Origin of the sequence: Pseudomonas sp. SH10-3B (assembly GCF_019891415.1) — a bacterium.
Classification (GTDB): domain Bacteria; phylum Pseudomonadota; class Gammaproteobacteria; order Pseudomonadales; family Pseudomonadaceae; genus Aquipseudomonas.
Genome location: NZ_JAFLXD010000008.1, coordinates 78,579 through 93,054, shown reverse-complemented (window position 1 = coordinate 93,054; position 14,476 = coordinate 78,579). Strand labels below are relative to the sequence as shown.

The following is a 14,476-nucleotide window of genomic DNA, read 5'->3' as shown; positions in this document are numbered from 1 at the left end:
AGAGCAACTTGGAGCGTGGAAACATCAGCAATCGTTGGGCGAGCGCCTAGCCCGCAGATAAAAAAACGAGGTTAAAGCTGAAACGTAATCAACAGGTTAGCTGGTGTTACGAGTTTTGCCCTGAAGTTTCACGTCCAAGATTAAGCGCAAAAATGTTGAACAGATATGAAAGGCAGATGAAAAACTCGTTTATTTGACAGGTAGACAGCTAGTGTTCAGCTACACAACTAAGGCGCTGCGGGTGTTATTTATTGGGCGAAACAGGAACGGTTTGCATGTTGCGCGCCGGACTTGATGCGCACGGGCTGCGGGATAACGCTGCGCGACCGGCAGCTGCGTATTTATATTGAAGAATCTTCTCTGCATTGGCCCTCAAGTGCCGGTAAAGTAAGCCATCTCTTGCCAGGGTACTCGGATGAATAGCGTGCAGCGTATAGGCGGCCAATGGCGGCCCGTTTTGATCGGATTGTTGATGACGGCAGCCTTCGTCACGACCGTACGGGCAGATGATGGGGTGGCACTGACCACACTCGCTCAAGTGCCCGAGGGCGTTGAAGTGCGCGGCAGGCAGGTCGCCGCCTATACCTGGGACGACCGCCAAGGCAAGAACCTGCTGGTGCTCTCCGAGCAAGTCAGCGAGCGCGAAGACGACGGCACCCAGTCGGCGTTTGTCTATGCGGCGCAATACCTGATCGATGGCGACCGCCCCAAGCGCATGTGGATGCTCTACGACGACGTACAGCATTGCGAATTCGATGCGGCGCTGCGCTTTGACATGGCCGCGACCAAGGTCACCGACCTCACCGGCGATGGCATCACCCAGGCCACCGTAGGTTATTCGCGTACCTGCACCAGCGATGTCAGCCCCAATGAATTCAAGCTGATCATGCACGTCGGCAAGTCGCAGAAGTACCGCCTGCGCGGTGTCGATCGCGTGGGCGCGGCCTGGTGGGATGAAGAGGCCGGGGCACTGCGCGGCATGCCGCTGCCCAAGGATTGCAGTGTGGCGGGGCAGCAGGCGCTGGTCAGCCAGTACAAGGAGCAGGGCACGGAGTTGCCGTTGCCGGGGTGCTATGGCGATGAGAAGGATTTTGCCAAGGCGCCGGATGCCTATCTCGCATTCATGCGCCAGCACTGGTTCGCGTTGATGCAGAAACAGGACGCCGAATGGAGCCAGGCCCTGACCCAGCCCCAGGCACCCGCCGAGGATGACGAAACTGCCCCATGATTTGGCGTCATGGCCTTGGTGCGTTAGACTCGGCTCTGCCAATTCACTAAATACCTTGATTTAACAAAGGCTTGCTTGAGGTATTTAATCCAAAGGCTGATCTAACTTGACTGAGTCTATCCGCAACCCACTGACCCTCTACCTCACTCGCCTGGCACCCTCCAGCCAGCTGACCATGCGCTACGTGCTGCAGGACGCCGCCGACCGCCTGGGCTTTGAGGACATCAACCTCGAAGACATCGACTGGCACCTGCTGCAACCCGAGCACGTCATCGCCCTGGTGGCGGCCTTGCGCGAAGACGGCTATGCGCCGAATACCTCATCCTTGTATGTGAATGCGGTGCGCGGGGTGATGAATGAAGCCTGGCGCATGAGCCTGATCAGCCAGGAACATCTGCTCAAGATGCGCACGGTCAAGGCCACGCCTGGCACTCGCCTCAGCCAGGGTCGCAACCTGCGGCGCACGTTGATCCGCGAAATGATGGACGTCTGCGCCGCCGATCCACGCCCCCAAGGCCTGCGGGATGCGGCGGTGATTGGCATCCTGTACGGCTCGGGGATGCGCAAGTCGGAATCGGTCAACCTCGACCTGGCGCAGATCAACTTTGATGAGCGCAGCTTGCGGGTGATCGGCAAGGGCAATAAGGAGCTGGTCAAGTACGCGCCGGACTGGGCCTTCGCCAAGTTGCAGGCGTGGTTGGCCTTCAGGCGCGAACAGCTCAAGGACGGCGAACAGGACGATAGCTTCCTGTTCAACCGCATACGCCGGGGCAGCCATATCACCCGGGAACGTATCACCAAGCACGCGATTTACTACATCGCCCGCCAACGCGGTGAGCAGGTGGGCGTAAAGATCATGCCCCACGATTTCCGCCGCTCGTTCATTACGCGCGTGATCGAGGAACATGACCTGTCGATTGCACAGAAGCTCGCACATCACACCAATATCCAGACCACCGCCAGCTATGACGTGCGTGACGACAATGAGCGGAGGCGGGCGGTGGATCGGTTCGATTTATAGGCGACCGGCGCCGTTTTACGTAGCGCGAACCCCTGTGGCGAGCGGGCTTGCCCCGCGTTGGGCTGCGCAGCAGCCCCAAAACCTGTCTCTGCGGAATATCAGGTACACCGCATTCGTCCTTGATTGGGAGCGCTACGCGCTCCAACGCGGGGCAAGCCCGCTCGCCACACAAATATTGATAAGAGGGGCCGGTTTAGAGAATGGGTTTGCCACCGGTGACCGCATAGCGCGACCCCGAGATATAGCTGGCCTCATCCGACGCCAGCAGCACATAAATCGGCGCCACTTCCACCGGTTGCCCAGGGCGGCCCAGCGGGGTTTCGCTGCCGAAGCTCTTCACGTCGTCGTCGGTCATGGTCGCCACGATCAACGGCGTCCAGATCGGCCCCGGTGCCACACTGTTGACGCGAATGCCCTTACTGCCCAGCAACTGCGCCAAGCCGCCGGTGAAGTTGGCGATTGCGCCCTTGGTGGCGGCATAAGCCAGCAGGGTCGGCTTAGGCATGTCGGAGTTGACCGAGCTGGTGTTGATGATCGAACTGCCGGCTTTCATATGGGGCAGGGCAGCCTTGCAGATGCGAAACATCGCAGTGATGTTGATATCGAAGGTCTTGACCCATTCCTCATCCTCGATCTCTTCGAGCGTCTCGTGGGTCATCTGGAACGCAGCGTTATTCACCAGCACGTCGATGCGCCCAAACTGTTCTACGGTCTTGTCGACCAGCGCCTGGCAGGTGGCTTTTTGCGCGATATCGCCGGGCAGCAAAAGGCACTGGCGGCCTGCTTCCTCAACCCAGCGGGCGGTTTCCCTGGCGTCTTCGTGTTCGTCCAGGTAGGCGATGGCGACGTCAGCGCCTTCACGGGCAAAGGCGATGGCCACCGCACGGCCGATGCCGCTGTCGGCACCGGTGATCAAGGCGATTTTGTTGGCCAACCGGCCGGAGCCCTTGTAACTCTGTTCCCCGCAGTCCGGGTACGGGTCCATTTTGCGCTGGGTACCGGGCACGTTTTGCGCTTGAGGGGCGAAGGGCGGGCGAGGGTAGTCAGTCATTTCCAATCTCCATAGGTTTCGAGCGGTGCTATGGGATTAGTAGTTTCATGGCCGGCGATAGTTGTAATGGATGCCGGCCAGGCCCGACGAGTGGTACCGCTCAAGAGGAGGGCGGTACGCTCGCCAAGTGCGCCGGCAGACGGCGCAAGGTCCACAGGACGGTAAGCATCGCCGCCACGGCACACAACGCGATACCTGTCAGCATCGGCGCCGGTGTATGGTCGGCAAACACCCCGACCAGCGTCATCGACACTGCGGCGGTAATCATCTGGATCGCCCCCAGCAAGGCCGAGGCGGAGCCCGCCACTGCGCCGTGATCCTCCAGCGACAACACCCCGGCCGCCGGCAACAGCAGGCCGAGAAAACCGAAGCCGATAAACAGCAGCGCCATCATCCAGGGCAGGCTATCGACCCACAGCGTGGTGGCCGCCAGCACGATCATGACGGCGGCCACCGCCGTTACCGACCAGCGAATCAGCGGCGCCAGGCCGAAGCGGGCGCTCAGGCGAGCGGTGAGTTGGCTCATGGCGAAGAATGACGCAGCGTTCAGTGCAAAACACAGGCTGAATTGCGTAGGTGTCAGGCCGAAGTATTCGATATATACAAACGGCGCACTGCCAATAAACACAAAGAAGGTGGCCAGGCCAAAACCGCATACCACCGACAAACCGATAAAAACCGGGTCGCGCAACAATGCACCGTAGCTGCTGAACGCCGTGCCCAGGGTCTTGCCCAAACGCCGTTCGGCCGGGTGGGTCTCAGGCAGTTGCACGATGGTCATGACCAGGCACGCAACGGCCACCACCGCCAGCACGGCAAACACTTCGCGCCAGCTCCACAGCGAGATCACCAGGCTGCCGGCCAGCGGCGCGAGGATCGGCGAAACACTCATCACCAGCATCAGCAGGGCCATCAGCCGCGCGGCTTCATGGCCGGTGTACAGGTCACGCACAATCGCGCGGGGAATCACCATCCCGGCACACGCGCCGAACGCCTGCACGGCACGAAAGCCGATCAGCATTTCAATTGTAGGCGCCAGCGCGCAGCCGATACTGCCCACGGCAAAGATCACCAGCCCCGCATAAATCGGCGGCTTGCGCCCGAACACATCACTGATCGGCCCGTAGAACAGCTGGCACACGCCGATGATCATGAAGAACACCGTCAGGCTCATCTGCACCGCCGCCGGCGAGGCCTGCAGGCTAGCGCCCAGGGTTGGCAGGGCGGGCAGGTAGATGTCGATGGCGAATGGGCCGACGGCGGTGATCAACCCGAGCAGCAGGGCGAGGTGGGCGATACTTCGAGACATGTGCGGTTCCAGCGGGGGCAAAGGTCGGTCAGCTTAAGGGATCTGCTCAATTGCGCAAACTTAGCCTTAAATAACACGCACCCCATGCCGATAAAGGTACTAGCGACGCGCGAGCGGTTGGCTTCCCAGCCGCCCGTCCAGGTACGGGGATACCAGCATGACGATCAAATTACGCTTGATGCTGTTGATTGCGACGGGGCTTCTCACCGCCTTGATCATGAGCCTGGCTGCTTATCTGGGTAACACCCGTATGGGCAGTGCTGTGCAGGACAACGAGGTCAGCATGACGGTGCTGCGCAACCATATGGAAGCCGACATGATGCACGATGCCCTGCGTGCAGACGTGATGTCGGCCATGTTGGTGGGGTTGGGCAAAAGCACCAGCACCAAGGCCGAGGTCAGCACGTCGCTGCGTGAGCATGCCGAGCACTTTCGCCAGGTACTGGCAGAGAATCTCAAGCTGCCACTGGACGATACGCTGAGGGCCAGCCTGGAAAAAATCAGACCCAGCCTGGACACCTATATCAGCAGTGGCGAACGCATCGTCGCGCTGGCCCTGGACAATCCCGAGGCCGTGGGTGGCGAACTGCAAAGCTTCAACACAGCGTTCACCCGCCTTGAAGAGCAAATGGCGAGCTTGAGTGAGCTGATCGAAAGCAATACCCAGCGAACCAGCGAAGGGACTCGACAAACCATCAGCAGTGCGAATCTCACCCTGGCTGCGGTGCTGATCGCCAGCCTGTTACTGCTGCTGGCGCAGGGGCGTTGGGTCATCTTGAGCATCATGGGCCCGCTGCAGACCGCCAGCCGCATCGCCGCGAGTATCGCTCGGGGCAACTTGAGCGAGCCGATCGTCGAGCCCAAGCGCAAGGACGAAGCCAGCTCATTGATCCGCAACCTCGCCATCATGCAGCGCGATTTGCGCGGCATGATCGAAGTGGTGCGCAGCAACGCCCATGGTGTCACTGGCATGAGCGAACGCTTGAGCCAGGGCTGTCATGAAGTCGCCGGCAGCAGTCAGCAGCAAAGTGCGGCAGCCAGCACCATGGCGGCGGCAGCCAGTGAAATGACCGCCAGTATTGAAGAGATTACCCGGCATGCCGGGCGCGCCCTGGACATGGCCAATCAGGCTGAAGCCTTGGCCAAGGACGGTGGCCGGGTGATCCACCAAGTGGTCAAAGACATGGACGGCATTGCCCGTTCAGCGCAGCAATCGGCCCAGGTCATTCGTACGCTGGACAAGGAATCCGAGGCGATCTACAGCATTATCCAGGTGATTAAGGGGATCGCTGACCAAACCAACCTGTTGGCCCTGAACGCCGCAATTGAAGCCGCCCGCGCTGGCGAACAGGGGCGCGGTTTTGCGGTGGTCGCCGATGAAGTGCGCAGCCTGGCGGGCCGTACCAGTGCCTCGACTCAGGAAATTGCCAGCATGGTCGGGCGTATCCAGCAGAACACCCGGGAAGCGGTGACCAGCATGGAGGAGGGCGTCACCCAGGTGGATAAAGGTATGGCGGTGACAGCCGAGGTAGAGCGCGCGATCCGCGATATTCTGCAGGCCACCTTGAATACCACCGAACTGGTGAACGACATCTCGCGCACCATCGGTGAACAGAGCCTGGCCAGCAACGAGATCTCCCACCAGGTGGAGATGATTGCCGGGATGTCGGAAAACAACAGCCGTATCATCGGTGAAACCGCCTCAACCACCGATGAGTTGGCCGGCTTGGCCGGCAAGTTGTCGCAGTCCGTGGATCGCTTCAGCCTGTAACAAATCACAAACCCGATAAGCGCTTTATCAACCGGCCCCCTGTGGGCCGGTTTTTTTTGCCCGATGCTCCGACCCACCTGCAGCGTTCATTGATCGGCTATCGCAAAAAAAAGATTGAATATTCACACCTAATGTTATTTAAATAACAAAACAAGAGCGCCACGACCTGCCTGGTCGTGCTGCAACAAGGTGGAATAGCAATGAGCAAGATCGCAGTCATCGGCAGCAACATGGTGGATTTGATTACCTACATCGACCGTATGCCGGCCCAGGGCGAAACCCTGGAAGCGCCTGGCTTTGCCCTCGGTTGTGGCGGCAAAGGGGCCAACCAGGCGGTGGCGGCAGCCAAGCTTGGGGCGCAGGTCCTGATGGTGAGCAAGGTGGGTGACGACATGTTTGCCGACAACACGCTGGCCAACTTCCAGCGTTTTGGCATTGACACCCGCTATGTCCAGCGGGTGCCTGGGGTTTCCAGCGGCGTAGCGCCGATTTTTGTCAGCCCCGACTCCCACAACAGCATTTTGATCGTCAAAGGTGCCAATGCGCATTTGTCGCCGGCGGACATCGACGCGGCGGCCGCCGACCTGCGCGAGTGCACGCTGATCGTGCTGCAACTGGAGATCAATCTGGACACGGTCTACTACGCCATCGAGTTTGCTCATCGGCACGGCATCGCGGTGTTGCTCAATCCGGCACCGGCCCTGGCCGGCTTAAGTGGGACGCACCTGGCGCAACTGGATTTCCTGATCCCCAACGAATCGGAACTGGCGTTGATCACCGGTCAGGTCGTGGACTCACCGGAAGCGGCCCAACGCGCCGCACGCACGCTGGTGGCCAACGGCATTCGCCATGTGATCGTCACCCTCGGCGAACACGGTGCGTTGTACGTGGGGGAGGAGGGCGAATTCCGGGTGCCGGGCCGAAAAGTGGTCGCGCGTGACACCACGGGCGCCGGTGATGCCTTTATCGGTTGCTTCATCCAGCACTGGAGCCGTGACGGCGCTATCCGGCAGGCCATGGAACAGGCCGTGGCGTATTCCGCCTGCTCGGTCATGGCGCTGGGCACCCAGACGTCTTATCCCGACCGCCAAGCGTTCGCGCGCTTCCAGCAACAGCAGTAACCCTTTCAAACCAGCCCGGAGAACAATAATGAACAAACCTGCGCTGCAACAGACACCCGATGGTTTCTACCTGAACCGCACGCCCTGGTTCGCCTTTATCCTGCTGTGCAGCATTTTTGCGCTGTGGGCGGCGGCGGCGAGCATGAACGACGTGCTGATCGCACACTTCAAGAAAGCGTTTTTGCTCAGTGATTTCCAGACCGCCTTTGTGCAGTCGGCGTTTTACCTCGGCTACTTTTTCGTGGCGATTCCGGCGGCGATGGTCGTGCGCCGTTTCAGCTACAAGAGCACGATCCTGATCGGGTTGCTGCTGTACATGTTCGGCTGCCTGCTGTTTTTCCCGGCGGCGTCCACGGCCAAGTACGGCATGTTCCTGCTGGCGCTGTTTGTGATTGCCGCCGGCCTGTCGTTCCTGGAGACCGCCTGCAACACCTACTCGACATTGATGGGGCCACGGGAAACCGGGACGCGGCGCTTGAATATCTCGCAGACCTTCCACCCCTTCGGCGCGATGGCCGGGGTGTACGTCGGCAGTTTCGTAATGTTCAAGGACACCGACGCCACCACCGAACAGCTGACACAGATGAGCGCCACCGAGGCGGCTGTGCAGCAGTTGCAAATGATCCAGTCCACGCTGTTGCCGTACAAGTGGATGATTGCGGTGCTGGTGCTGATGTTTATCCTGATCGCCATTACCCGTTTCCCCGCCTGCAAGGGCAATAAGCCTGCTGACAGCAAGCCAGGCAGCCTGCGTGAGAGCCTGGGCCGGCTGCGGCGTAACCCGCGCTTTACCTTTGGCGTATTGGCGCAGTTTCTCTACGTGGGCGCGCAGGTTGGCGTGTGGAGCTTTACCATTCGCCTGGCGATGCAAATGGGCGGTATGAATGAGCGCAGCGCTTCCTGGTTCCTGCTGACCACCTTTGCCGCCTACTTTGTCGGCAAGATGATCGCCAACCTGTTGATGCGACGCCTGCACCCGGCCAAGGTCTTGGCAATTTACGGTGTGCTGTGCATCGTGCTGCTGGCCTACACCATTCTGGTGCCGAACATTTCGGCGGTGTATGCAGCGGTGGGTGTGAGTATTTTCCTCGGCCCTTGCTGGCCGACCATCTACGGCCTGACCATCGATGGCCTGGGTGAAGACACCGGCGTCGGCGGCTCGTTGCTGGTCATGAGCATCGTCGGCGGCGGGGTGATTCCGATCTTCCAGGGCCTGTTGTCCGACGCCAGCGGCGGCAACATGCAACTGGCCTACAGCGTGCCGCTGCTGTGCTTTATCGTGATCGTGATGTATGCGCTCAAATGCTTGCGCCAACCCGGCACCTTGCCCTCGGGCGCAGCGGCGGCGGTGGCCTCATGAACACGCGTATCCCGCTGTATCCTGCGCTGTTTGCCGAGCAGGAAAAGATCCTGTTGCAGTCTGAGGATTTCAAGGTCTGTGGGTGGACCTACGGGTCCGGCGTGCAGGCGCTGAGCCTGGAGAACAGCCGTGGACGACTGGTGCTCCTGCCTTATCAAGGGCAGATGATCTGGTCGGCGGTGTTCGACGGCTGCGACCTGACCATGAGCAACCTGTTCGAGCAACCCCGGCCCAGCCCGACGGTCATCGATACCTATGGCTGCTTCATGTTTCACAGTGGCCTGCTGCGCAACGGCTGCCCGGCGCCGGATGACACCCATGCCCTGCATGGTGAAATGCCCTGCGCGCCGATGGATTCGGCCTGGCTGGAAATCGGCGAGGGCTTTGTGCGCCTGGGCGGTTTCTATCAATATGCCAAGGGCTTCGGCGATCGTTACCGAGCGTGCCCCAGCGTGACCCTGCGCGCTGACTCGGCCTTGTTCGATATCGATATGGACGTGACCAACCTGGCTGGCAAGCCTATGGAGCTGATGTACATGGCCCATATGAATTATGCGTATGTGGCCGGCGCGCGGTTTGTTGAACCCTTGGGCATGCAGCACCTGCGCCTGCGCACCAGCATTCCGGACCATGTCAAGCCGACGCCGGATTGGAGCGCCTACATGGCGCAACTGGCCGAGCAACCTACGCAATTGGTGTGTCTGGATAAGCCGGCGTTGTACGACCCTGAAATCGTGTTTTTCTTCGACGACGTCGGCACGGACGCCGCAGGCCAGGCGCACTTTCTGCTGGATCATCCCGATGGCGCGGCGTTCTACACCCGGTATCGCCCCGAACAATTCGAGCACGCCGCACGCTGGATCCTGCACACGCCGGATCAGCAAGTGGCGGCCTTCGTGCTGCCATCGACCTGTGAACCCGAGGGCTATAACGCCGAGAAAGCCAAGGGCCACGTGCGTCTGTTGCCGGCGGGAGCCAGCGCCTCCTTCAATGTGACCACCGGCTATCTGAGTGCGCAGGAACGGCAGCGACTGCTGGGTTAAACCAGCAATTGCGCGCCGTGGGCCTGGATGACGTCCTTGTAGCTGCGGGGGATTTTCTTGTCGCTGACCACGTACTGAAAGTCCTCCAGGGTGGCGAAGTGAGCGGTGCGCACTGTGTCGAACTTGCTGAAATCGGCGAGCAACACGCGCTGCTGAGCCTGGCGCATGACCTTTCGCTTGACCTCGACTTCGTTGAAGTTGAAGCACGTCACGCCGAATTCCTGGCTGACGCCGGCGGCCGTCACGAAGGCCCAGGTCAGGCGCACGCTGTCGAGGATGCTGCTTTCGGCACTGTTTTCAAACACCTGGTTCTTGCGGTGAAAGGTCCCGCCGCACAACACGATGTGGCAGTTGGGCTTGTTATGCAGCTTGAGCAGCACGTTCAACGAGCTGCACACCGCCGTGAACTCCACTTCATCAGGGATGAAATCGATCACAAAGGGCGAGGTGGTACCGCAGTCGAAAAATACCGTGTCACCGGGCTGGATCAGCCGCGCGGCGAGTTTGCCAATGCGGCGTTTTTCCTCGACGTGACGGGTGTCCTGCTCGGCGACCCGGTAGTCGCTGACTTCACTGCCGACCCGGGTGATGTAGCCGCCCAACAGGCGCAGGTGGTCGCTGAAGTGATTGAGATCGCGGCGCAGGGTCATCTCGGAAACCTCCAGCAGCGCCGCCATTTCCCTCAGGTGAATAGCGTTCTGGTCCTGCAAGGCTTGCTGGATAAGCTTGAGTCGCTCGGCTTTTCTACTGTCCACGAGTATTCCAGGGCTTGATTGTTTGTGTTAGATAAGTAACATCTAGTGTTATTATTGTAACGTATTAATGTGGTCGCTGTGACAAGCGGCACACGATCATTCGCAACATACAGGCAAGGGCACGTTAAATGAACACTCTTCAACCCGCAGCATTGGCCAAGTACATCGATCACACCTTGCTGGCGCCCGACGCCTCCCGTGAACAGATTCGCACCTTGTGCGAGGAAGCCCGGGAGCATGGCTTTTATTCGGTGTGCCTGAACTCGGGGCAGGTGCCTTACGCCGCGTCCTGCCTGACCGACGCCAGCGTGGTGATTTGTGCCGTGGTGGGCTTTCCGCTGGGCGCCGGCCTGAGTGACACCAAGGCCTTCGAAGCCGAACGGGCGATTGCCGCCGGGGCAGGGGAGATCGACATGGTGCTCAATATCGGCTGGCTGAAGGACGGCCTGCTGGAGGCAGTACGCGAAGACATTGCCGTGGTCCACAAGGCGTGCGGCGCCGTGCCGTTGAAAGTCATCCTGGAAACCTGCCTGCTGGACGACGCGCAAAAAGTCCAGGCCTGCGAAATCTGCCGGGACTTGGGTGTGGCATTCGTCAAGACGTCCACGGGGTTCAGCCGAAGCGGTGCCACCGCCGAAGACGTCGCCCTGATGCGTAAAACCGCGGGCGCCGGGGTTGGAGTCAAAGCGTCCGGTGGCGTACGCGATTACCCGACGGCGGTGAAGATGATTGAAGCGGGCGCTACACGTTTGGGTAGCAGTTCGGGGATTGCGATTGTGGGCGGTGCGGTGACGGCGGCGGGCGGTTACTGACGTTGATGCGTATGCCGTTAATAACAAATGGATTATAACTAAACTAAATAGTCATTTAGTTTAGTTATATTTAATGGTTATTGATGGGGAAGGGTAGCTCATCCTTCACATCACCCGGTTCTACAAGCCTAAAGGCCTGAAAGCTCCTATTTAAGTCACCGGCCATGCCACGACACACCGACGCTCCGGAGCGAATCCGTGCTTTTAATCCTCGCTGAATATCGCCGCTAGCCTCTGATCCAGGTCTGCGGGGCTTGGGTTTGAAAAGCCTAACCGGGAGTAAAACGGTGCATTTCATGGCACGTCTGTGAATGTCATCGTACTCAGCCCTAAGAAATCCTTGCGGGCGATTTAGTCATCAAGTGCAACTCGATAGCGCTATGAGTTGGTTAAGACCCTCGATGGGCATCGGAGGCGATTCAGCTAGTAGCCAACTCAACGCATCCATCATTCGAAATGCCTGAGCAGCGGAGATTTCAATGGCGGGCAGGAGTTGTGCATCTTCGGGTACAGCGAGACGGATAATCGATTGTTGAAGCGGCAGGATGGCCAAGCCCAGAAGTCGTCGTCCTGAACGTGTGTTGCTAGAAGCAACACCTGAGCGCTGCGTTGAAATCCTATGGGGGCTGCCCCTGAATCCGTAACATCGTATTACGCATAATGTATATTATGTTAAATCATATGTCAGGCCGCTCAACTTCCTGCTCTCATCACCCACCAATACGAAAATCAATGTGTCGGCAGGTAACCCAGTGAGCTGCCGGCCCTATCTCTTACCCCCACCCCAGACTGAAAACCTCACTAAGCTGCACGCACCACACGGCTTAAAAAGTCTGCGACCAGGCGATTGAACACTTCGCCTTGATCGTCATGAACATAGTGACTGGCGTCTGCCACTTCCACGGCTTGGACCTGGGGGTTGCTGGCGCACATGGCCTGCAGCATGGCCGGTGGTAGAAAGTCCGAGCGGCCACCGCGAATGAACAGGCTTGGGCAATCCAATGAGCGCACCGCCGGCCACAAATCAGTGGGTTCAATACTCAGTCGTGCCTCGGCAATTCCGTGCTGATCATGGCGCCAGCCAATCACGCCGTCGCGTTCTTGCATCGAGTGCGCCAGCCTGGATGCCAGGCCTTGCTCTGACAGGCCTGGGCGTGACGCCTTCCAGAAGGCACGGGCAGTGTCCCAGCTGTCGAATTGCAACGGCGTCTGGCCCATTTCGCGACGAATACGCGCCGCGCCATCGCCCTGTGTTGAAGACCCGGGGCCGATGTCCTCGATCAGCAAGCCGATCAAGCGACCGGGGTGTTGCCGCGCATATTCGAGGGCGTTGGCGCCGCCCAATGAATGCCCGAGCAAGACAAAACGCTGCAGGCCGACATGGGCGATCAAATCCTCAAGGTCCTCGACATAGGATTGAGTGTGATAACTGGAAGGTTCAGCCCAGTCGCTCAACCCACGGCCACGCTGGTCCAGGGCATAAATGCAGTACCCCTCCCCCAGGGTTTGCACCAGCGATTCCCAGGTCTGGGCATAGGCTCGCAAGCCATGCAACAGCACCAAGGGCACACCGGTCTGGGCGCCCCAGCGCAAATAGTGCAGGCGCAAGCCCGAACGATTGGTGAAGAAACAGCTATCGGCAGGCATGGCCTTGCTCCTTTAGAAACGGTCGAAGCGGTAAGGGCTTGGGTCAATGATCGGCGTATGCCCACTGACCAGGTCCGCCGCAAGATGGCCCGCCGCCGGCGATGTGCCGAACCCGTGCCCCGAGAAGCCGGTGGCCACGGTCAGGCCCGGGATCTGCGCGACCGGCCCGATGACCGGATTGGAGTCCGGTGTTACATCGATAGTGCCCGCCCAGGCGTGGGCAATCCGCGCCTGTTCAAACACCGGCCAGGCGGCAATCAGGTTGTTCATCGCGTCGCCGTTGAGCCGTGGATTGGCCGCCGGATCCTGCACCCTGACGCGCTCGAACGGGCTCACGCTGTCGGCGCGCCAACGCCGTGCCAGCGCCAGGTCTTGGACAAACGGCTTGCCCAGCGACACGTTCAGCACGCTGCGTTGCGCACGGAACTGCGGCATGTATTGCTTGGCGAGCAACAGGTGGTCGAGGGTCAGGAAGGCATCCAACTTACCGCGTTGAGTAATGATGAAACCGCCGTCCTTATGCTTGCGAAACGAAAAGTCCGGCGCGCCGACAGCAATCTCCGTCGGCCCGTCCATGGGGTGGGTGCGCAGCACCGAGCAGGTCAACGGCAGGGTCGGCAACGACACCCCGAGGTTGCCCAGAAAGCGCCGTGACCACATGCCCCCCGCGAGCAAGACGTGATCGCAGCGAATTTCGCCTTTTTCCGTGACCACACCACTGACCGCACCGGCAGCCATCTGCAACGTACGCACCGCGCATTGCTCAATGATCACCACACCCAAGGCCATGGCGGCCTTGGCAATCGCGCTGCTGGCCAGCGTCGGTTCGGCACGCGCATCGGATGGCGTAAAGATACCGCCGGCCCACTGCCCTACGCCGCCGGGTACCAGCGCGTCAATCTCACGCTTGCTGAGCAGGCGCGAATCCAGCGACAAATGCTCCACCGACTTGAGCCAGTTTTCGTGCATGGCCATTTGCGCCGAGGTACGCCCGACAAACATGATGCCTTCCTGGCGATACCCCACATCCGCCCCTACCCGCTCAGGCATCTGCGCCCACAAGCGGTCAGCAGCGAGGGCCAGCGGGATGTCAGCGGCGTGGCGGCTGGTCTTGCGCACCCAGCCCAGGTTGCGGGAGGACTGCTCGGCGGCGATCCGGCCTTTCTCCACGACCACCACCGAGATGTTGCGCTCGGCCAGGGTCAGCGCAGCCGTCAGGCCAATGATCCCGCCGCCTATGATGACGACGGAGGTGGCGCGGGGAAACACGGTGGAGGTTGTCAGGGGCGCTATTGTCGGTGCCATGGTCAAGACTCGGTAAGCGAATAAGGACGGCCACGCCTGCGCACGGCCGCGTG

At 60.1% G+C, this 14,476-nt stretch carries 12 protein-coding genes; 7 read left to right on the top strand and 5 right to left on the bottom strand.

Annotated features, from left to right (window positions below; translation table 11 throughout):
- Positions 1–415: 415 nt before the first annotated feature.
- Both J1G35_RS08815 and J1G35_RS08810 read left to right on the top strand, forming a co-directional pair.
- A complete protein-coding gene (locus J1G35_RS08815) occupies positions 416–1,228 on the top strand; it encodes a hypothetical protein (RefSeq protein WP_053129849.1) in 813 nt (270 codons plus the stop codon).
- Positions 1,229–1,334: 106 nt separating this feature from the next.
- The gene (locus tag J1G35_RS08810; protein WP_223014665.1) at positions 1,335–2,249 is read left to right on the top strand and encodes a tyrosine-type recombinase/integrase; all 915 of its coding nucleotides are present in this window, start codon (positions 1,335–1,337) and stop codon (positions 2,247–2,249) included.
- Between the two features lie 193 nt (positions 2,250–2,442).
- Here J1G35_RS08810 and J1G35_RS08805 read toward each other — a convergent pair whose 3' ends face one another.
- On the bottom strand, positions 2,443–3,300 hold the full coding sequence (locus J1G35_RS08805; RefSeq protein WP_223014663.1) for an SDR family oxidoreductase: 858 nt from the start codon (positions 3,298–3,300) through the stop codon (positions 2,443–2,445).
- A 100-nt stretch (positions 3,301–3,400) separates the two neighbouring features.
- Positions 3,401–4,609 (bottom strand): multidrug effflux MFS transporter, encoded by a 1,209-nt coding sequence (locus J1G35_RS08800; RefSeq protein WP_223014661.1) that lies wholly within the window; start codon positions 4,607–4,609, stop codon positions 3,401–3,403.
- 157 nt (positions 4,610–4,766) lie between these two features.
- Between J1G35_RS08800 and J1G35_RS08795 the strand changes: the two genes are divergently transcribed.
- The 4 genes from J1G35_RS08795 to J1G35_RS08780 all read left to right on the top strand — a co-directional run bounded on the left by J1G35_RS08795 (position 4,767) and on the right by J1G35_RS08780 (position 9,904).
- Entirely contained in the window at positions 4,767–6,380 is a 1,614-nt protein-coding gene (locus tag J1G35_RS08795; protein WP_223014659.1) for a HAMP domain-containing methyl-accepting chemotaxis protein, read from the top strand.
- Between the two features lie 200 nt (positions 6,381–6,580).
- Positions 6,581–7,501, top strand: coding sequence for a ribokinase (rbsK, locus tag J1G35_RS08790; protein ID WP_223014657.1), 921 nt, complete (start codon positions 6,581–6,583; stop codon positions 7,499–7,501).
- 28 nt (positions 7,502–7,529) lie between these two features.
- Complete coding sequence (gene fucP / locus J1G35_RS08785; RefSeq protein ID WP_053129868.1) at positions 7,530–8,861, top strand: L-fucose:H+ symporter permease; 1,332 nt, start codon at positions 7,530–7,532, stop codon at positions 8,859–8,861.
- On the top strand, positions 8,858–9,904 hold the full coding sequence (locus tag J1G35_RS08780; RefSeq protein WP_223014655.1) for an aldose 1-epimerase family protein: 1,047 nt from the start codon (positions 8,858–8,860) through the stop codon (positions 9,902–9,904). Before fucP ends, J1G35_RS08780 begins: the two co-directional genes overlap by 4 nt.
- Here the strand turns inward: J1G35_RS08780 and deoR are convergent.
- Positions 9,901–10,659 carry a DNA-binding transcriptional repressor DeoR gene (deoR, locus tag J1G35_RS08775; protein ID WP_223014653.1) on the bottom strand — a complete coding sequence of 253 codons (759 nt, stop codon included), beginning with the start codon at positions 10,657–10,659 and terminating at the stop codon, positions 9,901–9,903. The genes J1G35_RS08780 and deoR overlap by 4 nt on opposite strands.
- A 128-nt stretch (positions 10,660–10,787) precedes the next feature.
- On the opposite strand from deoR, the gene deoC reads away from it, so the two are divergent.
- Positions 10,788–11,471 carry a deoxyribose-phosphate aldolase gene (deoC, locus tag J1G35_RS08770; protein ID WP_223014651.1) on the top strand — a complete coding sequence of 228 codons (684 nt, stop codon included), beginning with the start codon at positions 10,788–10,790 and terminating at the stop codon, positions 11,469–11,471.
- 801 nt (positions 11,472–12,272) lie between these two features.
- On the opposite strand, the gene J1G35_RS08765 is transcribed toward deoC, so the two are convergent.
- Both J1G35_RS08765 and J1G35_RS08760 read right to left on the bottom strand, forming a co-directional pair.
- Complete coding sequence (locus J1G35_RS08765) at positions 12,273–13,118, bottom strand: alpha/beta hydrolase (protein WP_223014649.1); 846 nt, start codon at positions 13,116–13,118, stop codon at positions 12,273–12,275.
- A 12-nt stretch (positions 13,119–13,130) separates the two neighbouring features.
- Positions 13,131–14,423, bottom strand: coding sequence for an FAD-binding oxidoreductase (locus J1G35_RS08760; RefSeq protein ID WP_223014647.1), 1,293 nt, complete (start codon positions 14,421–14,423; stop codon positions 13,131–13,133).
- Positions 14,424–14,476: the final 53 nt, after the last annotated feature.

Excerpts from the sequence above, each read along its gene's own strand:
- J1G35_RS08795 (WP_223014659.1), top strand. The coding sequence starts at position 4,767 with ATGACGATCAAATTACGCTTGATGCTGTTGATTGCGACGGGGCTTCTC.
- J1G35_RS08780 (WP_223014655.1), top strand. The coding sequence starts at position 8,858 with ATGAACACGCGTATCCCGCTGTATCCTGCGCTGTTTGCCGAGCAGGAA.
- J1G35_RS08765 (WP_223014649.1), bottom strand. The coding sequence starts at position 13,118 with ATGCCTGCCGATAGCTGTTTCTTCACCAATCGTTCGGGCTTGCGCCTG.
- J1G35_RS08800 (WP_223014661.1), bottom strand. The coding sequence starts at position 4,609 with ATGTCTCGAAGTATCGCCCACCTCGCCCTGCTGCTCGGGTTGATCACC.
- rbsK (WP_223014657.1), top strand. The coding sequence starts at position 6,581 with ATGAGCAAGATCGCAGTCATCGGCAGCAACATGGTGGATTTGATTACC.
- J1G35_RS08815 (WP_053129849.1), top strand. The coding sequence starts at position 416 with ATGAATAGCGTGCAGCGTATAGGCGGCCAATGGCGGCCCGTTTTGATC.
- fucP (WP_053129868.1), top strand. The coding sequence starts at position 7,530 with ATGAACAAACCTGCGCTGCAACAGACACCCGATGGTTTCTACCTGAAC.
- J1G35_RS08805 (WP_223014663.1), bottom strand. The coding sequence starts at position 3,300 with ATGACTGACTACCCTCGCCCGCCCTTCGCCCCTCAAGCGCAAAACGTG.
- J1G35_RS08760 (WP_223014647.1), bottom strand. The coding sequence starts at position 14,423 with ATGGCACCGACAATAGCGCCCCTGACAACCTCCACCGTGTTTCCCCGC.
- deoC (WP_223014651.1), top strand. The coding sequence starts at position 10,788 with ATGAACACTCTTCAACCCGCAGCATTGGCCAAGTACATCGATCACACC.